This is a genomic window from Providencia manganoxydans, assembly GCF_016618195.1.
In the GTDB taxonomy this organism is placed as follows: domain Bacteria; phylum Pseudomonadota; class Gammaproteobacteria; order Enterobacterales; family Enterobacteriaceae; genus Providencia; species Providencia manganoxydans.
This window is the reverse complement of sequence record NZ_CP067099.1, coordinates 2,993,243-3,014,421: the sequence shown is the minus strand read 5'-3', so window position 1 is coordinate 3,014,421 and position 21,179 is coordinate 2,993,243. Positions and strand designations below refer to the sequence as shown.

Sequence of the window (21,179 nt, the reverse complement as noted above, 5' to 3'; positions counted from 1 at the left end):
TAATTTTTCTGCTATTAATATGATTATAAGTAAAATGCCTGTCGGTGAGCAGGGCGCGTGTGCCTGAATCCTGTTTGGATATTTTACATTGTTTTCAGGTCAATTTGTTACCCATTGGGCAAGGTTGCTATATTAGCGTTTGAAAGGCAATCTTGCAGCAATAATTGTCGAATAATCGGTTAGAATAAAGAAAATAACAGTACGACGGGAAATGACATTGGCCACGTTAAACCAATAAGTAGCGCACTGAGTAGTCTCATAAAAATATTAGGATCTTTTGTCAGGAGTAGTGTTACAAGCGCAGAGCATACACCGCCTATCCCGTATACTAGGAGTATGCATTCGAATGTGGACATGCTTAATTTATTAAATTGTTAACAGATGACGGCGGATTGTACACTATTTTGTGCTTAGTTGTTATCTTCTTTGTGGATAGTAAGTTGAATATTGTGGTTTGATTGTGCACTCTATTCTAAAATTGCTAATATAGAATTAGGATTGATATTCGTCGGGAAAATATATGAAATATCAGCAGCTTGAAAATCTGGAATGTGGCTGGAAATGGGAATATCTGGTCAAAAAATCTAGAAATGGTGAAACAATCACCCGCTATATCGAAAGAAGTGCGGAAGAAGAAGCCATCAGTTCACTACTGAAAATGGAAAACCAGCCCACGGATGTTCTAAAGTGGATTTCATTGCATATGGATCCGCAATTAGATAATCGGATGAAACAAAGCATTCGAGCTAGACGGAAACGCCACTTTAACGCAGAGCAACAACATACTAGAAAGAAATCAATCGATCTCAATTTTTCAGTATGGCAGCGTTTATCTAACCTTGCCGTAAAACGTAATAAAACACTATCTGAGACGATCATCCAGTTGATCGAAGATGCTGAACATAAAGATAAGTACGAAAGCCAGATGAGTTCGTTAAAACAAGACCTTCAAGCGATATTAGGGAATAGTAAACAATAATTATTCAGATCATGATGGTGTGTTGCAACGATCGTCAATGATCAGTGTGGCTTTTTATTCTATTATTGCTTCCTCCACTTTCTAATGAAGGGGTAGTATCTATACCTACCATACTTCAATTGTCGAATTTTTCGTATAGCCACTACGTGAAATTGCCTCCGCCATATAGTTTTCAATATAACGAGTGATTGATTGGATTTTTGTCTAGACGAACTGGTATATATTGAATCGTAGGGATAAAAAAAACCCCATCGAAATGGGGTTTCTGATATTCAGTCTGAAATTCAAACTAGGGCTAAGAATTAAGCACCTGGTTGAGTTACAACTTCAGTTGTACCTTGAATTTCGATTTCAACGCGACGGTCTGGAGCCAGACACTCGATCAGAGCTGCACGGCCTTTAACGTCGTCACATTTGTTACCAGTTACTGGATCTTCTTTACCACGACCTTCAGCAGCGATTGCACTTGCTGGAACGCCTTTAGATACCAGGTAATCAACTACTGACTGAGCACGTTTTTGTGACAGTGGCAGGTTGTAGTTTTGTGAACCGATACGGTCTGTGAAACCAACTACCAGTACGCGACCTTGAGTTGGGTCGATGCTGCTCAGTTCGTTATACAGTTCGTTCAGCGCTTGCTGACCTTCTGGTTTCAGAGTTGCTTTGTTGAAGTTGAACAGAACGTCTGAACGCAGAGTGAAACGCTTGTTCTCAACAACTGGAGCTGGCTCAACAACTGGAGCTGGCTCAACAACTGGAGCTGCTTCTTGGTTGAAACGGTATGCTAGACCAACGCTCAGCATGCCATTGTCAGGACGTACGCCTAGGTTGTCTTTATCACCGATGTTGCTAACCCATTGGTAATCTAAACGAGTTGCCCAGTTTGGAGTGATTGCATATTCAACACCCAGTGCGTATACAGGAGAAACGCCAGTGTCGTTTTCTTTGTATTTATCAAAGCCTTCTTGGTTAGCTTTAACGTCTGTACGCCAAACCATACCACCTAAACGAGTGTAAACGTCTAAGTCATCCATTACTGGATAGCTCAGTTTGGTAGTCAGAGACACACCCATAGATTTCAGGTCGCCGCTGTTACCAGCACCTTTGTATTTCATTTTACCAAACCAGTCATAACCAAGCTCAAAGCCCATGTACTGGTTGTATTGGTAACCTGCGTATGCACCAGCACCGAAAGTATCACGATCAGTGCTGTTACCTACAGAGTCAGTACGGTCAACTGGTGTGAATTTGGTATCTTCATAGTGAGACCAACCCAGTTTAGCACCTGTATACCAAGTGTTGTCTTTTGGAGCTGCCTGCGCAACAGTTGCGAAAGCTGCTACTGCCACTGCTACTGCGATAGCTGTCTTTTTCATTTTCTACGCCTCGTTATCATCCAATATAGGCATGGCTTCAATGAGCCTTATTATTCGCCATTGGTTTAAAATACTTGCTAGGTTTCGCTGACATTATCTACAAAAATTTATAAAAAGTAAAAAATAATGCCATAACCTTAACAAGCTAAAGTCTACAACGAACTTAAAAAGATACAAGTAGAGGCAGCAAAAATCGTTATAAAAAAACTTTTTTTAGTGGATAAATCAGAGAGATAACCGTAATCACATTCTGAGTTGATTATAATCTATCCCTTTGATCTCAATTATTTTTTCGGCGATTTCCTAGACTGATTTATCCAAATGTCAAATTTACTAAGAATATTCTTAATCTTGGCTAGTGATAATAGTTAGAGTGAATTTTTAGGTTATTTTGCTGTCCAGAATGGATACCCGCGATATTATGTGTTTTTTGTGGGCGCATAATAAAACCAATAGAATGACCTTCTTGCGCTGCATTTTGTAATCGACAAAAATCCTGCTCACTTAATTCTGGAAGCCAACCTAACACTACACTGTAATTACCACTTCTCAGTGCTTTTTCCATTGCCTCAATAGTTGTGATTGAAGCCATATTATTTAACTGCATGATTTTATTAGTAGGCAAACCAGATTGCTCTAGCCAATGACGGCTCAGCTTTTTATTCGGGCTTAACCAAAGCAACCAACGTGACTGTATACCGAACTGGCGCAACATAGGCAGTAAAATACAATCCATAATAGGATGTTTTTCATCATAGATGAGTTCACTCACCATACCTTGCTGTAGCGCATTACCCGTTTGGGTTATTGAAGACATTGTTTGAGCATAGTGGTTTACAGAATGTTCAGTTATTTTATTCCAAGAATAGATAGCCATAATTCACCTCGCCAACAAAACTGTATGTATGTACAGTAACTGTATATTTATCCAATATCAAGCCTATTTTTTCAAAGCGCTTCGCAAGTTTGTTGTTTTTATCTGCAATATTCTTGGAGTTTTTGGTGGATTCTCTCAAAATATCTATTTGCTAATTGTCTGTTAAATTTAGATATTTATAGTTACAACAAGGATCAAGATGGATGAATACTCATAAGGAGTTTGGGTGTATGTCTTTAATGGAAAAAAATGATTATTGGTTAGATCAACTATTAAAACGTTTTGGGGAAATTAAACGGAAGAATCATTTTGGCGGTGATTGTCTCATTATTGATAACGCAATTATTGGTCTTATATTAGAAGGATGGTTTTATTTAAGGGGATGTTTGTTCGCGAGAAGTTACTTTGAATCTATTAACTTAGAACGCTTGATTTTCAGTAAAAAGGGTATCCCACTTGAGTTACGTTACTATCGTGTTTCAGAGCAAATTTGGCACAACGAAGAACTGTTAATGCACTGCATTGACTTAGCTTATCGTTCCGCGCTTGAGGAGAAGAAGATAAAGCTATCAATGGTAACAAGGATCAAAGATCTTCCTAATATGAATATGTCGGTTGAAAGAGCGCTCGGTAAGATAGGTATCCATAAAGCGGAGGATTTACGTGAAATAGGGGCTAAGGCTTGTTTTCTAAAATTAAAACAATTTGGGCGTTTTCCTCCAAGTATTAAATTATTAATTGGATTGGCTGGGGCGATAGAAGGTTACCATAGTGCTGTTTTACCAACACCAATTAAACAAGAGCTAATTAACTGGTACAACAGCGTAGGGTGATTTTAATCGGTATTGAAAGAGTGGGGGCCAAGATCATCATATAAGGCAATTTTGGCTCCCGCTCATCAGTTTTATTTCTATGCGTTATGCCGTATTGGTTTCACTTGAAGAACTAAGAGGCGCATTAATCTGTTTAATCATGGATTTAATTTCAGGGATGAGTTCAAGCAATAATCTTGTTTGCTCCATAATTAATCCAGTTTTTTCATCGTCACTCGCAGTAATATTGTCAATTCGGTGAGTAATGCTTTCACGTAAGCATTCCGACTTTTCTTCTGAATGGGCATCTAATGTGGCGATTTGCAGTGATGTTTCAACATAACAGATTGCATCACTTAAAATAGCAAGATTTTCTTCATTGTGTATTTGTTCTCGGTGAGCACCAAATGCGGAAATATAACTCAGCAAAGTATGATTAAGGCATAGAAGCCTAAAAGCTTGTTCCTGAGTTACTTTGTAGGATTTAGGGTCGGTTGCCATGTTAGAAACGACAGAGGCAAACTCTGCATCATTGTTATGTGCATCACGGCGTGCTACTCGGTATTCAAGGCTATTATCTTTACCTTGATAGTATTGTTGTAAGATGGCATCTAAGTAGCGACAGTTGCTATCCATGGTTTTTTGTACCACTTGTGGTAATTGGCGAAATTTCCAATCAGGCCAAATAAAGCTCACCGCCAAAAATGCGATAAAGCAACCTATTAAAGTATCGATAATGCGAGGAAGTGCGACTTCAAACCCTTCACCTAATAAATTAAAGCAAAAGAGGACTAGTAAGGTAATAAACAGTGTGGCTTGTGCATACTGACTACTGCGGAAAACAAAGAACAGTAATCCTGAGATCACGATTAGTGTCAGTTGCCCTTCCATTGAAGGGATAAAGTTTAACAGCGGTAGCCCAACGAGGATCCCAATAATGGTTCCTATAATACGTAAAGCTAGGCGTCGTTTGGTGGCGTTATAATTGGGTTGACAAACGAATAGGCTAGTTAAGAGGATCCAGTAACCTCTTTCCAAGTCAAACAATTGAATAATGCCATAACCTGTACATAGCAGTAGTGACATCCTGACTGCGTGGCGAAATAGTGCCGATTTAGGGGTTAAATGATGTTTAAAACGCGCCACAATATCACTGAAGCCAGATAGTGATTCATCTGATAGTTGTTCAAGCTGTTTTGTATTTTGTTGTCGTGAACTTTGTTCAAGACTAAGCCCTCTCAACTGTACATCAATTCCTTTTAAATTCTTGAGTAGGTTATAAAGGGCTTTTACCTCATGAAAATCAGGTGATTGTTGTTTTAAGAGCTGAAGTGAGTTTTCAAGATAGCTGAAAGTACCTTCGAAGCGCGGGTTATGTTGATAAGGTTTACGCCACAATACTGATTGTGCGACTTGTTGGCAGGCCCTTGCTTGCATGGTCAGTAAGCGCTGAAAACGAAATAGAATATCACTATGGCGCAATGTGCGACTCAATTGCTGATATTGAATATGGGATGAGCTGGCTCGCTCGTGAATATCTTGTGCAACAAAGTAATATTGTAATGTAGTACGTGTCCCTTTTTGTCCTCTATCGCCTTTTAATCGACTGAGAAGCGCTATTTTAGCTTGATTCATGGTGTTGACTAACGCGCTATTAACAATAGCTAAATCATAGATAGATTGTTGATAACCATCTTCTAAGTCTGGGTCAAATAAATTTGCTTTGGCATCTAGGTAGGCTGCGAGCTGTTGATAGCATTGAGTAATTGCATCTTGTAACGGGCGAACAGGAAAGAGAATATGACCAATTAAAGTCAATAAATTGTACCAAACTGCACCCGTTAGCAGTAAAACAGGTTGTTGATACCAAGTATCAAAAATGGGAACACCCAACATGGTATAAATAGCAATCAATAAAGCACCAAAGGCAATGGTCGCATAGCGTTGCCCCAATGCACCTAGCAATATAAAGCCGCAAGTTGAAAGTGCTAACCCAAAAAAGAACAAAATTGGGTGAGGAAAAAGTAGCTCAATTGAAACGGATGCGATAAAAAAGCATAACAGGGTAATGACAAGGTTTTTTAAACGGCCAGTTAGTCTATCATCTAAGTCAGTGAGTGCCGCGGCAACCATACCTAACGTGAGTGGTATCGTGACTTTAGGATCTTGACCTAATAACCAAGGGAACAGTGTCGTCCCTGTCAGGGCAATCAATATTCGGATATAATATAAAGCATGGCTGTTATATAAAACACGACGATAACTGGTAAGCAGCGTTAACACAAAGTACCTCAGAGGCAAACATTCCCTAGTCTATATAGGATAGCCTGTTTGCAAGTAATAAAAAACCGTCTGAAATCAAGCAGCCATCATTTTCATTATTGGATAATTCAGGTGCAAGGTGTATGGAACTGAAATCAACACAGATTGGGCAGCGCCTGGCTCAGCATCCCTATAATCGGGTACGCTTATTAAATGCAGGCATTGAGGTAAGTGGTGAAAAACATCAGTATCTCATCCCTTTTAACCAATTAATTGATATTCGCTGCAAAAGAGGGATTGTTTGGGGAGAGTTGGAATTTGAATTGGCGGACGAGCAAGTTGTCCGCTTACATGGAACGGAGTGGAAGCAAACACAGCGTTTTTATCATTATTTAAATGATAAATGGCAGCTATGGAGCCATGAAATGAGCGAAATTAGTGCTCAAGTGCTTGCAACGCTCGCAAACTCTATTCAACAACAAATACAACAAGATAAATGGTTCAGTCTACGTGAATTAGCATCATTTCGTCACAATATCACCCAACAGTTTTCATCCCTTCCTTTACCGTTGGCTCGCGTAAGCCAATTTGAAAACTGCTCTGCCGCTTATCAGTATTGCTTACAATGGCTGAATAACGGTGAAAGTTGTCGCCAACGGACTAATCAACAGTGGTGCGATTCAATACTGTCACGCTACAGTGAATTTTTCGAACATGTTGAAACATCGCCACTTAACGCTAGCCAAGCACTCTCCGTTATTAACGGTGAAGATAATGTTTTAGTTCTCGCAGGCGCAGGAAGTGGGAAGACGTCAGTACTTGTTGCAAGGGCTGGATGGCTGCTTTTAAGAGGGCTAGCAAAAGCAGATCAAATATTATTACTTGCATTTGGTCGTAAAGCCGCACAAGAAATGAACGAACGTATTCAACAACGTTTACATCAAGATGATATAGAAGCAAAAACCTTCCATGCACTAGCCTTACATATTATTCGTGAAGGTAGCAATAAATCGCCGGTGATCAGTGAACTAGAAACGGATACACAAAAACGAGGGGAGCTATTGCTTAACGAGTGGCGTGAGCAGTGCGCGAGTAAAAAAGCACAAGCAAAAGGCTGGCGTGAATGGTTGACCGAAGAGCTACAATGGGATGTGCCAGAAGGTGAATTTTGGCATGATGAAAAAATCAGTAAAAAAGTTGTTAGCCGCTTAGAACGTTGGTTAGGCTTAATGCGTATGCATGGCGGTAGCCAAAAAGAGATGATCGAATCCGCTGATGAGCAGTATAAAGATCGCTTTCAAAAGCGTATACGATTGATGTCTCCATTATTAAAAGCATGGAAAAACGCCTTAAAAGTTGAAGGTGCCATTGATTTTTCAGGATTAATTCATCAAGCAATTAATTTACTTGAAAAAGGTCGCTTTATTAGTCCATGGAAACATATTTTAGTCGATGAATTTCAAGATATTTCGCCATTAAGAGCTAAATTATTACAAGCGTTGCGTCAGCAAAATAAACAAACCGCACTATTTGCCGTCGGCGACGATTGGCAAGCCATCTATCGTTTCAGTGGCGCTGAGCTGGATCTCACGACATCTTTTGAACACAATTTTGGCGAAGGGGCTCAATGTGCTTTAGATACCACCTATCGTTTTAATGAAAGGATAGGGGAAATTGCCAATAGCTTTATTTTGCAGAATCCTACTCAGCTAGATAAACCTTTAAATAGCTTAGTAAAAGGGAACAAAAAATCAGTTATTTTATTATATGAAAACGCACTAGAACGCTTATTAGATAAAATGAGTGGCTACGTCACGGATGATGAAACTATCTTATGTTTGGCTCGTTATCATTACTTACGACCTGACATTTTAAATAAAGCAAAAACACGTTGGCCAAAACTCAACATTGAATTTATGACAATTCATGCATCTAAAGGTAAGCAAGCTGACCATGTGATCATTTGTGGGCTCAATCAAGGTAAAGATGGGTTTCCTGCTGCACCTAGAGAATCCGTGATGGAGCAGGTATTGTTACCTAAGCATGAAGAGTTTGAGCACGCTGAAGAACGACGGCTTTTGTATGTGGCAATGACGCGTGCAAAACAGCAAGTATGGTTACTTTATAACCCTGATGAACCTTCAGACTTTGTCGAAATACTGAGGCAACTAGGCGTTCCTAGACAGAAAAAGCCATAGTGATATGGTGCCGAACAGATGAGTCGGCACCTCAATTTTTATTTTGTACGTTCTTGTAGATAGTGGTGGTAGTCAGGGATCACAATATCTATTTCACCCTTAAAGTAAGGGGAGGTGATGATAAAATCTGCCGTTGCAGCATTAGTCGCTACAGGAATATTCCAAACCGTTGCTAAGCGTAATAATGCTTTAACGTCGGGATCATGAGGAACGGCGTTTAACGGATCCCAAAAGAAGATTAGCACATCAATTTTTTGTTCAGCAATCATAGCGCCAATTTGTTGGTCACCACCCATTGGACCGCTTAGCATACCTGTTACATTCAGCCCAGTGTGATGGGTAAGCAATTTAGCGGTGGTACCCGTTCCAAATAGTTGATGTGGCTTAAGTTGTTCACTATTTTTTGTTGCCCAAGCGAGTAGTGAAGACTTACAGTGGTCATGGGCAACAAGAGCTATGTTCTTAGGGGTTTTTATTGTACGAGTGGTTGATTCCATGATGTTCCCTTAAAATTAGCGTGGCTCAATCGAGCTACTATGCGGCATCAGATATATCATATTGTGAGTTAATAGTTTACTGATTTTGGGAGATATTTTGATGACTAGTCAAGAAATTGCAGAAATATTACGTAGCGTTAACACGATTGCACTGGTTGGGGCCAGCGATAAAAAAGATCGGCCAAGTTATGAAGTGATGGAGTATTTATTGGAGCAGGGTTATATCGTGATCCCTGTTAGTCCTAAATTGGCAGGTCAAACTTTATTAGGGCAAACAGTGTACGCTAAATTAAGTGAGATCCCACAACCTATTGATATGGTAGATGTGTTTCGTAATGCTGAAGCAGCGGTAGGAGTCGCCCATGAAGCGGTAGAAGCGAGAGCGAAAGTTCTGTGGTTACAAAAAGGGGTTGTTAGCGAAGAAGCTCAACAGATAGCACTTGATGCGGGTATGCAATGTGTTATGGATAGGTGCCCAAAACAAGAGATCCCAGCGTTAGGGTTAGAAAAATAACCAATATGCAGTAAAGCAGCGATATTGCTGCTTTACTGTAAGTTTGATAATCAGTTAGTTACGTAGGCGTGGTGCTTGTAATTGTGAGCGAATGGATTCTGCCAATTCGTCCATAGAGGGTTGCTCTGGATGGTCATCAGCGGCTTCATATGTAATTTGGGCTTCTGCCAAATAGGTATGAATTGCATCGCCGTTATCATCCTCCATTACAACATGATACCAAGGCAGATCACGTAATGCGCTATTTGCTGCAATATCGTCGTCATCGTGTGGTTGTTCGAGCGAGTATTCTGCATCAACATCCACGACAACACCTAGGTAGCCGAGTAGTTTATGCCTAACTTGTTGCCCTATACCATATTTACTGGTGATCATCATAGCCACCTCCTAAAAGCCTTGCTTATGCTATAACTCTATATTTGGGCAGTGTTCCGCGTTTTCAAGCCAATGTATGGACAAATACTCATAACGCAATACACTGTCTTATATGTAACATGAAAAGCAGTGCCTCAGTCTCAGATTATCTGTTCGGTGAAAAAAACACAACAGTAATAAATAGCACATTAATAATTAGAGTACTGATAATGGGGGATAAAAATGACAGCAACAGGTGGACGTTTATTTTATATCTATGGTCGCGTTCAAGGTGTAGGCTTTCGCTACCAAACCTATCATTGGGCAAATCAAAACGGCATTAAAGGCTATGTATGTAATCGCGATGATGGAAGTGTTACTTTGGCCATTAATGGCTCAGAGCAAGACATTAGTTTTGTCGAAGAATGGCTAAATGCAGGTGGCCCCCCAGGCGCAAAAATTGACCATTATTTCAGCGAAAATTGGCAAACAGATAAAATAGCGGATTTTTCAGTCCGCTATTAACTGCTGTACAATTAGATACATTTTACGGGTTTAGGGAGTCCCGCGAGCTTAGTTGCTTGCTTAGCTGGGCCTTTAGGGAATAGTCGATATAAATAGCGGCTATTTCCTTTTTCCTCTCCAAATTGTTGAGAGACAGCTTTCACTAACATGCGGATTGCGGGGGAAGTATTAAACTCCAAATAAAAGGCACGAACAAAGCGAACGATTTCAAGGTGTTCTTCTGTCAGAGTAATGTTTTCTTGCTCTGCAAGTAGAGGGATAAGCGCTTCGCTCCATTGTTGGCTATCAATAAGATAGCCCTGAGAATCAGTCTCAATTTCTTGACCGTTAAAAAGCAACATACACATTTCAACCTAAACAAAAATAGACTGCAAATTTAGCAAAAAATAGTCAATAACCCAAGCAACCCGTTAGATATGTTGATAATTTAGTCCATCAACACACTAAGCGCCTATTTTTATAGCAATTGACATGATAAGGGGTTTACATCCAACGCTCAGATGTTTATAGTGCACGTCATTGCGGAGGGGTGGCCGAGCGGCTGAAGGCAGCGGTCTTGAAAACCGCCGATGGGAAACCATCCGAGAGTTCGAATCTCTCCTCCTCCGCCATCTTCACTTCTAGTAACGTCTTCCAAAGTCTTCCAATCCCAAGTAAATCAAGCATTCCACCAAAATCTACTAACATATTTCTAAATCTATATAATTTGTTGTATAGGTTTCTGTAGAGAAATTCTCTCTACAATTTTCCTATATAATATTAATGAGTTATAAAGCGAATAGATATGGCATATCAAGCGTGCCAAGCCAAAAAAAATCCTACACGCTGGCGGATGGTAATGGGCTATCTTTATTAGTTGAAATTAGCAACTCCAAAGGCTGGTATCAAGGAAGCCATGATTGCTGAGGTTAAAGAGAAAGGTTTGGATATCCGAGAGAGCCGCATTAAACAGGGATTACAGTCATACATTAGTCGCAAGGTTTATTTGAAAGTCCTTACTTTGGTTGGCAATCGGTTTGATATGAACGAGCAATCTAACGGAGAGGTTACACCAGAACAACAAGCTATAGCAGAACAAAAACTGGCGAAATGGAACAATAAATAATAAATTGCGTTTAAACATCCAGATTCATTGTTGATTCTGGTACTTACTTTCTATGATTAATTAAGGGATTAATATTGATGAAGAGCCGTTATCAAATTCAGTTTTCAGCATCGAGATTAGAAGCAGAGAAAATACGAAAATTAATACAACAGCCAGCAACTGCCATTATAGATAAAGAAAAAATGCCATACAGATTATTCACTAAGCTATGGAATTTATTTTCTATAGCATCGATTGTGCTGGGCGGCGCATTGTTAATAATTGGTTATGAGGCTTATTCGAAGTTGGATGAGTTTTCAGGTCTTAAAAATATAGGTTTTTTGTGTTTTTGTGGCTTATTAATTTCTTTGATATGTTTGTATATTACATTTCGCATAGAGCAACGTTACATAAGAAAAAATGAGGAAAAAGAACAAAGTAATCCCGATAGATTAGTCAAGGTTAAAATTAACAGGAAATATATAGACAGTATTACGAAAGAGACTCTAGTTAGAATGTTTTGGTCGAATATAGAAGAGTGCTATATCGAGGAAGAGTACATGTTTATTTTTGCTTTTGGTGGTGAAGGAACCGTTATCCCTGCAAGAGTTCTATCAGAGGGGGAGTTTAAAGAGCTACATCAGTTCGTAATGGAGCAAATAGCAAGTCATAAATCTAAATAAAAATATCGCCAACGCATAAGCCGAGGCGGCATATAGCTAGTTTTCCTACACGTTAGTCATTAACTTCCTCTTTCAACATTTTCATCCTTCACTACTTTGGACTGGTACTGGTAATACTGTCATCGCAGCATATCAGAGTTGTTCAAAATAACTAAAAGCTACCATTAGCTCATTTTCATTTTTTGGTTTATTCAAGTCTACACCTGTCGCTTTTATTGTGATTTTAAATAGCTCCTCTCGTGTTATATCAAGTCTAGCCGAAACATGATTAGCGCAGCTTCTAGCATGGGATGCTCTTTGATTTAAAGGTAATTCAGGATTGAGGACTTTTGACCGCGAGCTATTGTGTGACATACATTAACTCCAATAATTTTAGCATGAAGTATTGTAGCATGTAGCATTAAGAAGCTCTAAATCAAGGGGCGCCATTGATAAGGTATTTACTCCATAATTCAGATAACTACTCTTAATAAATATCAATTAGTTACTGTAAATAAAAAAGCGACGATCACGTAGCCTTGGTGATTCACTTTTTATCAAAAATAGTTCTTTTTAGTAATGATTTTTTAATGAAACTAATGTTAAATTTTAACTAACATTTTATTATTAATGTAATAGTTATTATATGGCTGTATTTTTATCCACTAATGAGAGCATCCTATTTATTCTCATAATATTTTTTATTCTAAGTGCTTCTAGTACTATTTTATAGGCATTAAATTTATCAGTGAATTAAAAATAATGTTAAAAGATGTCAGTAATGATGGTAGCGTACAAAGAATAAACTAGTCTCTTTTATCTTAATATGACTTATTTTTGAAACTATTTATTATTACTTCTAACAAAACTAATTGATTAATCATATCAGTGTTTTTTACCAAGCCAATTCTTGTAATAAATCCTAAATTAATAATCTTTGTAAATATTAACTCTATTTAGAGTTTCGTAGGTGAATTAATTAACTTTAAGTCATAAACTATAACTTCATTTTTATATTTTATAGGTAAAACTATTATCAATATAAATAATGTCAATTTGTTATTATTGTTATGGTTAATTTTTGAATTTATTAAAAATATGAGATTGAAAGAGATTTAAATAAGGATTTATTTCTCTAATTAATTGTTTTTAAATGATTAAATTTATTTGTGTAAATTAATTTCCATTACCTTGACTTTATATGAAAATAAACCAGAATGAATGATGCCCATATATGAATATGTGAATGTTAAATATATTCATGATGATCATTCTCTAGATGAATTTATTTCAATAAGATTTGTTTCACTATGTTATTTTTTATGTTAAAGGTGTGTGTGAATGAACGATGAGCCTAATCCTCTATTTCTTTATTGAGAGTAATAAAAATAATGCTTTGTAAAGAATATTAAGCTTATTTTTAAATGTTAATGTATCTCAATGAAAATAAACGTAAACACGCATCTTTTACCGTACATTAGGTTCATCTAATTATTTTTTAATACTAAGAGGAACAATTACATGTTAAATGATGATACTTACATATCTAAAAATGAAAGTGCGGCGGTTTATTTATTAGAACAAGCAATGGGATTTACGTTTCAAGCATCATTGAGAGTAGCTACACTTTTAGATATCGCTGATAAGTTAAAAAATGGTGCTAAAACAATTGATGAGCTTGCAAAAGAAGCGGATGTTAATCCTAAACAACTTTTCAGAGTTATGAGAATGCTGGCTGCTAAGGATATTTTTGCACAAACGAGTGATGGTAAATTTGAGTTAACCCCCGCAGCTGAATTTCTTCGGACCGATCAATTTCATTCATTACATGATGCTGTTCTTATGCTGACAGATAAAACATTTTGGGAACCATTAGGTAATTTAATTCATAGTTTACGTAGTGATATTCCTTTTAGAGATATGTTTGGGGAGTCTTTTTATGAATATTGGGCAGACAAAAAAAATTATGAAAATGGCTATAGTTTTCACACTGGGATGTCTTCAATGTCTACAGTTGAAAACTATTTTCTAACTCAGCGGTATGACTTTCCTGATAATTCGACAGTTGTCGATATTGCCGGAGGGATGGGCGGATTATTATTAACGGTTTTACAAAGTAATAAGACTCTACATGGCATATTATTCGATCAGCCTGAAATTCTAAAAAAACATCGGCTTGATGACTTAGATGATTCTACAAGATGGGGAATTCAAGCGGGGAACTTTTTTGAATCATGCCCTGAAGCAGATTTCTATCTATTAAAATATATCACTATGGATTGGCCAACGGATAAAGCACAAAAAATATTACAAAGTTGCCGTAATGCGATGAATGACAACTCTAAATTACTTATTTTAGAGCCTGTTATTCCAACTGGTAATCACTGGCATGGCGGTAATTTAATAGACCTATTACTCTTAGCAAGTTTTGATGGTGGGCAGACTCGTAGTGAAGCAGAATTGAAAGCATTACTTGATAGTGCAGACTTAAAACTTAATCGAATAATTGATACAGGTTGTTATGTGTCGATTGTCGAGGCAATTCCTAAATAAAAATCCAAATAAATCTGCAAAATATATATAGGTAGAAATTGTAATACAATCTTACTGATATATATGCTTGGTTAATATATAACGAGCAGTAATAATCATTTACTGCTTAAATAATTAGGAGGTGCAAGATGGAAGCGATTGCAGGTAAAGTCATTATAATTACGGGAGCAAGTAGTGGTATTGGTGCATCTACGGCTCTTTATCTTTCAAGTAAAAAAGCAATAGTTGTGTTAGCAGCACGCCGAGAGGAGCTTCTAGAAAAGTTGGCACAAGCTTGTGTTGGAAAAACTCTTGTTGTGCCGACTGATGTGACTAAATATAGCGATGTTAAAAATTTAGTAAATACAACACTTTCTCAATTTGGGAAAATTGATGTGTTAATTAATAATGCCGGCTTAATGGCTATTTCTCCTCTAAACCTTAGTAAAGTGGATGAGTGGGAAAAAATGATTGATATTAATATTAAGGGACCTTTATATGGGATTGCCGAAGTGCTTCCTATATTTGAAAGACAAAAAAGTGGCCATTTTATTAATATATCTTCCGTAGCGGGCGTAAAAGTATTTAGTCCAGGAGGAACTGTATATAGTGGAACAAAATTTGCTCTACGCGCTATATCGGAAGGTCTACGAAGTGAAGTTGACAAAAATATTAGGACAACAACAATTTGTCCCGGTGTTATCGATTCCGAATTAAAATTTGGCAGTAGTGATCCTACAAGCTTACAATCAATAATTGATTTTTATAAGCAAGCTATCCCACCTGATTCTATTGCACGAGCTATTGCTTATGCTATTGAGCAACCGGCAGATGTAGATATTAATGAGATTATATTACGCCCCACGCAACAAGAATTTTAACTTTATTATAAATAATCTTTTAATTGTATTAATGAAGTCAAATTTAATAGGCTGGCCTATTAAAAAGTATCAGGTAATTGTCGGATAGTTGAAATCGATTTTATATCTCATTGCACTCTCATTTTAGTAGGTATGATAATGAAGAAGAGTTATACTGTAGCAGATTATCTTTTAGATCGGCTTGCTCAAATAGGCATTCATCACTTATTTGGTGTTCCGGGCGATTACAATTTGCAGTTCCTTGATCATGTTATCAGTCATCCTCAAATTGATTGGATTGGTTGTGCAAATGAACTTAATGCATCTTATGCTGCTGATGGCTATGCTCGTTGTAAGCCTGCATCTGCGATGTTAACCACATTTGGTGTCGGAGAATTAAGTGCAATCAATGGAATTGCGGGAGCTTATGCAGAATATCTTCCTATTATTCACATTATTGGCGCTCCAGTATTACAATTCCAGCGAGATGGATTATTGTTACATCATTCCCTTGGTGATGGTGATTTCGAACATTTTTCTCGTATGGCAAAAGAAGTCAGTGTTGCCCAAGCTTGCCTAACGCCAAGTAATGCAGAATCAGAAATAGATAGATTAATTACGATTGCTTTGAGTGAGCATCGTCCTGTACATTTGGTCATTCCTTGCGATGTAGCGATATTACCGCTCGAGTCTAAACCAGCGCCGTTGGTATTACCAACAAACGTTTTATCAAACACATCGCTAAAAATGTTTATTGAATCCGCACGTAAAAAACTCACAGGCACAAAAAAAGTATCAGTACTTGCGGGTTGTCTTGCTGAAAGACTTAATGTACAACCATTGCTACAGCAGTGGATGGATGAAGTGGCACTTCCTCATTCAGCTTTGCTTTTTGGTAAAGGTGTATTCAATGAAAATCATTCTAATTATGCGGGAACTTATATAGGAGCAGCAAGCGAAGTTGAAATAAAAAATCTAATAGAAAACGTTGATGTTACAATTAACATCGGGGTGTTATTTATTGATACAGCAACTGCGGGCTTTAGTCATAAATTACCAACTGAAAACTGTATTAGTATTCACCCTAATGAAGCTAGAGTGGGGCATCAAGTTTTTACTCAAATACCAATGGAAGATGCAATTAAAGCTCTTCACCAATTAACATTATCTCTTGTGCAACAATGGTCATTACCAATAATTAATCCACCATCGTTGTCGCCTCCGTTATTTCAGAGCAGTAAATCCAAATTGGATCAGCGTTCTTTTTGGCGTGAAATTCAAAAATTTATTCGGCCAAATGATATATTATTTACCGATCAAGGCACTTCATGTTTCGGGGCGGCTGAACTCATATTACCCGAAAATTGTAAATTTGTGATCCAATCTTTGTGGGCATCTGTTGGTTTTTCCTTAGCAGCTACTTTTGGGGCTCAACTTGCTGAACCTAATCGTCGAGTCATATTGTTAATTGGTGATGGAGCGGCACAATTTACAGTGCAAGAACTAGGAACTATGTTAAGAAATGGATTAAAGCCAATAATATTTTTAATGAATAATCAAGGTTATACTGTTGAACGTGCAATCCATGGTCCTGAACAGGTATACAATGATATTACCGCATGGGACTGGACACTATTATTTAAAGCATTCGCAAATCAATATCCGGCATTCGTAAGACGTATAACGGAGACAGAACAATTGAAATGTGCTTTAGAGGAGGTGGCTAATTGTAATCAACTCGCTTTTATTGAAGTGATTTTACCTAAAATGGATACTCCGAAAATATTAGATGATATTTCTATTGCCTTAAAGAATAATATGGTGGAGCAGAGATAGATTATTGTTAATATGTTGGTCTTGTATATTCGTCTATTGATGATAATGTTTATTTTATAGGGATTAACAAAATAGGTATGATTCACTTTGGTTTATCTCTTGTTAAAACTTCACTGATTATTTCAAATACTATAATCGAATAATATCGCCAAATAAAGGCGATATTATTCGAGTGATATTTTGTGAGTTTAATCGTGCTATAATTGTTTCGGTATTTAATTAATTCCCACAATGAAAGTTACACCATGAGCATTATCGCTAGATAGATATCCGATACCAGCCTTTATCTTAAATTCTGTATTACTAATGTTTATAGGCGTTTCTAATGCTAATGATGTATTATTTATAAACCCAAATGACAAATCTCTGTAGCTATTACCATAAAAACCACCAATGTCATTAGAGACGATGATGTCAAAAGATTTCCCTTTAATATCAAAGGCATTTGCCATGGTGTATTCACCACCTGCGGACCAAATGCCTATATTATTACTTATTTTTATATTGCTTTTATTGCCGATGCTTTCCATGAACATATAGGCAACACTTGTATGAAGACTAATATTATCTCCATTGCTTAAAGTGTTTTTATTTACTATCCCTATTTTCGGGGTTATATGTAAAGTGTTTATATCCCAATCTAAGAGTTTAGCTTCACGAAGCCCCGCTTTTACATCATCTTCACCGTAGAATGATGATTTATTTTGCATATTTGAATAGCCAAGCTCAAGTTCACCTTCTAAACTATAGTTTTTATTTATGCTGTATGTTAATTGTGGAGATGTAGTCAGATTTAAGATATCCCAACGGGAACGAAGGCTATTTGATGAATCAATATCTATGACTTCTGATTTTACTTTAAGATAATTTCCTCGTATTTGAATATTGAAAGCGTAATCGCCATCAGTATAAATATTTTTGAAGGTATAGGGTAATGAATACTTACTGTAATCAAGGCCGTCTGAGTATAATGTTGAAGCGCTAATGTCATTTGTTGAAGACAAAGCAATAAGTTTAGCGTAACCCGCTGTTAAAGCTTTATCACTGAGCGCGTCTGGTGAAAACAAGGCAACAAAAGGAGAAAAGTAAGTCAATAGAAAGCGTTTCATTGTAGTACCAGTATGAGCTAATTTTTGATTATTAGACTCGATATTATAATCTTTTACAGTTGAAATTATATAATAAGTATCAGAGTAAATATGTTTTTAACACCCGCTTAAGTAGAATTATAAGTTTTACTGTCTATTTTGTAAGGTGAGACTATTAAAACCAATAGGGCTTGTTGTTAGCATGTTTTACTTAAGTTACTAAAAAGAAAAATAATTGTTATTGATTGTTATCTGTTTTTTGGTGTGTGTCAGCAGACAAGTGTACATGAGACTGTCGATTAATTAGTAAATTTATTAATAATAATATTCTTGATTCAAACGTTTAAATTAGTTTGTTTATAGAAATTAATACATCGTTAATTAGCTTTAACATGATTTTTTAACTAATTAGTTCTGTTTTTATATATTGATTTAATATCATATTATCATAATTAAATATTATGGTTGTTTTTTTAGTCTTAAATAATTAAAGAACAAAAAATGCTAGAACAATTTTTTATTTGGGATTATCTTATGTTGATAAGTAATCCCAAGTTATTTTTATTTAAAATTAGGAGGCTTTATGCCATTACCAGAGCGTTTAAAACCAATAAAAATTAACCGTTCAATTATGAAGGATAAGCTTGATTTACTCGAGCAAATTACGATTAAGATTGACAGTGGTGCTAAAGAAGATAATACAGAACTTAATCTGATGATGAAAAACTGGAACATCCAAACAGCTAAAATTTATGAGTTTTCAGATTTTCGTGATTATAATTCATGGACAAGCGCTAAAGAGTTTACAAAGATGGCATTTAATCAAACTAAATATATAGACGACCTTACCTATGAGGAATTGATCGCTATTATTGAGTTTATATGTAACGCGGAAGGGAATGAATCTGAACAATCGTACGCTCTTGATTTACTTGAGATGAATTTTGATGCTAATCCATCAGATTTAATATATTGGCCTAATGAGTGGTTTAATGACGAAGATGTCGATGATTTATCATTTGAAGAGGTTGCCGCTTATCTTATGCATAGGTCTCAGCGGATATTGCCAGATTCACCTAAAATCATATTAAGATATCCTATCCCTGAAAAAATTGATGGCTAATGATTATTAAACGGTGAATTACGACATTTCACCGTTAATCTTTATATTTGCTGTGTTGTTTTTAGAAGCTTTCAAAGCTTGATTGTTTTTATGCCAATCATAGTCGCCTGTCCACCCACACTAACACGACTAATTTCATTTTCTTTCGTATCTATGATGACTTGGATTAAAGAGGAACAGGTCATAGCTCGACCCTGTTCAAATTGAAAATGTGTTTCTTTGGGGAAAACATTTTTAACGAGGTAGCATCCTAAAGCGCCACTAGCACTACCAGTTGCAGACTCTTCATCTATACCGTATAGCGGTGCAAAGTTTCGACAATGTGCGGTGATGGATGGATCATCGCTTAATTCAAATACATGAAAACCGATAGTATTAAACTCACGGCTTAGCTTTGCGAGTGCCTTAAAATTAGGTTGTAGTGTATCCAATTGGCCCGTTTGTATTGGGACGATAATATCAGGTAACCCCGTTGAGATAATGCTTACAGGTAAATTGGTTTCTGTAATGACATTTGGGTGCATTCCGAAAGCCGCCGCAACATCTTTTATATCAGGTCCTTGCCGCATGATAGGTAAGGTTTGTTCCATGACGATATTATTAGGTGTAATGACGACATTGAGAATACCTGCTTTCGTTTTTTGCTTGTAATTACCTGAGTTAAGTAAATTGAGTGAGTTTAGAGTAAAGAAAACAGCTAAAGTTGCGTGTCCACAAAAATCGACTTCGCCTTCAGAGGTAAAAAACTCTACGTTGAAATCGGTATCTTCGCCTGAATAAACAAATGCGGTTTCAGAGAAACCAACTTGACGAGCGATCGCTGTTTTTTGTTCGATACTTAGTTTAGGTGGATAAAGAACAACTCCTGCGGGATTACCTCCGGAATTATTACGGGTGAATGAGTTGACAAGATGAACTTTGATTTCATTTTCAGCTAAGTGTGTTAGCGCATTTGGCATCGTTTGTTCTCATATTATGCCTCGATATTGTTTAATGGATATGCAAGGCCGATTGTGGGTGATAGAACAGAATATTTCATCGTTCGGATGATTACTAAAGCCTTTCTATCATTTTTTGAATGGAAAATCACTCTATAACCTAGGCAATCCATATTTTGCACTATATAAAATGCTATATATATCAAACTGATGTAAGATAGGGTGCTTGTTAGATTGTCTAATAAGACGGCTTTATTGACTAGCTGTATTTTAGTCATATCAGATTTTGATAGTGCTGAATTTTTAATTTTAAATTGGAAAGGTGGTCATTTAGAATGTGTAATTGCTGTTCCAGATACTCATAATGTTTAATCAGTAACTCCATTCTTTGTTGCGCTGTTTTATCGCCTAATTCTCTTAAATTTGCATATTGTTTGATCTCTTTTAATGGCATTCCTGTTTCTTTCAAACGAATAATAAATTTCATCCATTCAACATCATGATTGGAATAGAAACGATGATTATTATTTTGTCTCGCAGGATTTAATATACCTTCTTTTTCATAGTAGCGTAGCGTGTATATGCTAAAACCTGTTAACTCTGAAAATTCGCTAATAGTATAGTTCATTTATTTTCCAAAAAGTGTTGACCTAGAGTTAGCT

22 protein-coding genes and 1 tRNA gene are annotated in these 21,179 nt (G+C 36.8%); 12 read left to right on the top strand and 11 right to left on the bottom strand.

Translation table 11 applies throughout. From position 1 onward, the window contains the following. Nucleotides 1-179: 179 nt before the first annotated feature. The gene (locus JI723_RS13580) at nt 180-356 is read right to left on the bottom strand and encodes a GhoT/OrtT family toxin (protein WP_081335818.1); all 177 of its coding nucleotides are present in this window, start codon (nt 354-356) and stop codon (nt 180-182) included. Nucleotides 357-520: 164 nt separating this feature from the next. On the opposite strand from JI723_RS13580, the gene matP reads away from it, so the two are divergent. Continuing rightward, entirely contained in the window at nt 521-979 is a 459-nt protein-coding gene (matP, locus tag JI723_RS13575; protein ID WP_070924867.1) for a macrodomain Ter protein MatP, read from the top strand. A 302-nt stretch (nt 980-1,281) separates the two neighbouring features. On the opposite strand, the gene ompA is transcribed toward matP, so the two are convergent. Together ompA and sulA are read right to left on the bottom strand one after the other, a co-directional pair. Further along, nucleotides 1,282-2,355, bottom strand: coding sequence for a porin OmpA (gene ompA, locus JI723_RS13570; RefSeq protein WP_319067539.1), 1,074 nt, complete (start codon nt 2,353-2,355; stop codon nt 1,282-1,284). A gap of 355 nt (nt 2,356-2,710) precedes the next feature. Beyond that, nucleotides 2,711-3,232: an SOS-induced cell division inhibitor SulA gene (gene sulA, locus JI723_RS13565; protein WP_272580904.1), complete on the bottom strand. Its 522-nt coding sequence runs from the start codon at nt 3,230-3,232 to the stop codon at nt 2,711-2,713. Nucleotides 3,233-3,462: 230 nt separating this feature from the next. On the opposite strand from sulA, the gene JI723_RS13560 reads away from it, so the two are divergent. Next, nucleotides 3,463-4,065: a TfoX/Sxy family DNA transformation protein gene (locus tag JI723_RS13560; RefSeq protein WP_318706611.1), complete on the top strand. Its 603-nt coding sequence runs from the start codon at nt 3,463-3,465 to the stop codon at nt 4,063-4,065. Between the two features lie 84 nt (nt 4,066-4,149). On the opposite strand, the gene yccS is transcribed toward JI723_RS13560, so the two are convergent. Beyond that, a complete protein-coding gene (gene yccS, locus JI723_RS13555) occupies nt 4,150-6,327 on the bottom strand; it encodes a YccS family putative transporter (RefSeq protein WP_272580903.1) in 2,178 nt (725 codons plus the stop codon). 122 nt (nt 6,328-6,449) lie between these two features. On the opposite strand from yccS, the gene helD reads away from it, so the two are divergent. After that, the gene (gene helD / locus JI723_RS13550; protein ID WP_319067536.1) at nt 6,450-8,504 is read left to right on the top strand and encodes a DNA helicase IV; all 2,055 of its coding nucleotides are present in this window, start codon (nt 6,450-6,452) and stop codon (nt 8,502-8,504) included. A gap of 38 nt (nt 8,505-8,542) precedes the next feature. On the opposite strand, the gene JI723_RS13545 is transcribed toward helD, so the two are convergent. Beyond that, nucleotides 8,543-9,001, bottom strand: a complete 459-nt coding sequence (locus JI723_RS13545) for a methylglyoxal synthase (protein WP_070924861.1) — start codon at nt 8,999-9,001, stop codon at nt 8,543-8,545. Between the two features lie 100 nt (nt 9,002-9,101). Between JI723_RS13545 and JI723_RS13540 the strand changes: the two genes are divergently transcribed. Continuing rightward, on the top strand, nt 9,102-9,515 hold the full coding sequence (locus JI723_RS13540; RefSeq protein ID WP_272580901.1) for a CoA-binding protein: 414 nt from the start codon (nt 9,102-9,104) through the stop codon (nt 9,513-9,515). A 54-nt stretch (nt 9,516-9,569) separates the two neighbouring features. Here the strand turns inward: JI723_RS13540 and hspQ are convergent, their stop codons facing one another. Next, nucleotides 9,570-9,893: a heat shock protein HspQ gene (gene hspQ, locus JI723_RS13535; RefSeq protein WP_175442433.1), complete on the bottom strand. Its 324-nt coding sequence runs from the start codon at nt 9,891-9,893 to the stop codon at nt 9,570-9,572. Nucleotides 9,894-10,112: 219 nt separating this feature from the next. Here hspQ and JI723_RS13530 point away from each other — a divergent pair, with 219 nt between their 5' ends. Then, nucleotides 10,113-10,394: an acylphosphatase gene (locus JI723_RS13530; RefSeq protein ID WP_070924859.1), complete on the top strand. Its 282-nt coding sequence runs from the start codon at nt 10,113-10,115 to the stop codon at nt 10,392-10,394. Nucleotides 10,395-10,405: 11 nt separating this feature from the next. Here the strand turns inward: JI723_RS13530 and tusE are convergent, their stop codons facing one another. Continuing rightward, a complete protein-coding gene (tusE, locus tag JI723_RS13525) occupies nt 10,406-10,735 on the bottom strand; it encodes a sulfurtransferase TusE (protein ID WP_070924858.1) in 330 nt (109 codons plus the stop codon). Between the two features lie 182 nt (nt 10,736-10,917). On the opposite strand from tusE, the gene JI723_RS13520 reads away from it, so the two are divergent. From JI723_RS13520 to JI723_RS13510, 3 genes are all read left to right on the top strand, one after another. Further along, nucleotides 10,918-11,005: transfer RNA gene (locus JI723_RS13520), tRNA-Ser, on the top strand. Between the two features lie 245 nt (nt 11,006-11,250). Then, nucleotides 11,251-11,499 carry a ProQ/FINO family protein gene (locus tag JI723_RS13515; RefSeq protein WP_272580900.1) on the top strand — a complete coding sequence of 83 codons (249 nt, stop codon included), beginning with the start codon at nt 11,251-11,253 and terminating at the stop codon, nt 11,497-11,499. A 77-nt stretch (nt 11,500-11,576) separates the two neighbouring features. After that, on the top strand, nt 11,577-12,161 hold the full coding sequence (locus JI723_RS13510; protein WP_272580899.1) for a YcxB family protein: 585 nt from the start codon (nt 11,577-11,579) through the stop codon (nt 12,159-12,161). Nucleotides 12,162-12,293: 132 nt separating this feature from the next. Here JI723_RS13510 and JI723_RS13505 read toward each other — a convergent pair whose 3' ends face one another. Then, complete coding sequence (locus JI723_RS13505) at nt 12,294-12,515, bottom strand: hypothetical protein (protein WP_319067535.1); 222 nt, start codon at nt 12,513-12,515, stop codon at nt 12,294-12,296. Nucleotides 12,516-13,661: 1,146 nt separating this feature from the next. Between JI723_RS13505 and JI723_RS13500 the strand changes: the two genes are divergently transcribed. From JI723_RS13500 to JI723_RS13490, 3 genes are all read left to right on the top strand, one after another. Beyond that, nucleotides 13,662-14,693 carry a methyltransferase gene (locus JI723_RS13500; RefSeq protein WP_337979457.1) on the top strand — a complete coding sequence of 344 codons (1,032 nt, stop codon included), beginning with the start codon at nt 13,662-13,664 and terminating at the stop codon, nt 14,691-14,693. Nucleotides 14,694-14,821: 128 nt separating this feature from the next. Beyond that, nucleotides 14,822-15,553, top strand: a complete 732-nt coding sequence (locus JI723_RS13495) for an SDR family oxidoreductase (protein WP_272580897.1) — start codon at nt 14,822-14,824, stop codon at nt 15,551-15,553. A 138-nt stretch (nt 15,554-15,691) separates the two neighbouring features. Further along, nucleotides 15,692-17,368, top strand: a complete 1,677-nt coding sequence (locus JI723_RS13490) for an alpha-keto acid decarboxylase family protein (RefSeq protein ID WP_272580896.1) — start codon at nt 15,692-15,694, stop codon at nt 17,366-17,368. Between the two features lie 215 nt (nt 17,369-17,583). On the opposite strand, the gene JI723_RS13485 is transcribed toward JI723_RS13490, so the two are convergent. Then, nucleotides 17,584-18,477 (bottom strand): hypothetical protein, encoded by an 894-nt coding sequence (locus tag JI723_RS13485; RefSeq protein ID WP_337979456.1) that lies wholly within the window; start codon nt 18,475-18,477, stop codon nt 17,584-17,586. 562 nt (nt 18,478-19,039) lie between these two features. On the opposite strand from JI723_RS13485, the gene JI723_RS13480 reads away from it, so the two are divergent. After that, nucleotides 19,040-19,579, top strand: coding sequence for a hypothetical protein (locus tag JI723_RS13480; RefSeq protein WP_272580894.1), 540 nt, complete (start codon nt 19,040-19,042; stop codon nt 19,577-19,579). Between the two features lie 71 nt (nt 19,580-19,650). Here JI723_RS13480 and JI723_RS13475 read toward each other — a convergent pair whose 3' ends face one another. Continuing rightward, nucleotides 19,651-20,538: a PhzF family phenazine biosynthesis protein gene (locus JI723_RS13475; RefSeq protein WP_272580893.1), complete on the bottom strand. Its 888-nt coding sequence runs from the start codon at nt 20,536-20,538 to the stop codon at nt 19,651-19,653. A gap of 253 nt (nt 20,539-20,791) precedes the next feature. Beyond that, nucleotides 20,792-21,145: a MerR family transcriptional regulator gene (locus tag JI723_RS13470; protein WP_272580892.1), complete on the bottom strand. Its 354-nt coding sequence runs from the start codon at nt 21,143-21,145 to the stop codon at nt 20,792-20,794. Nucleotides 21,146-21,179 lie beyond the last annotated feature (34 nt).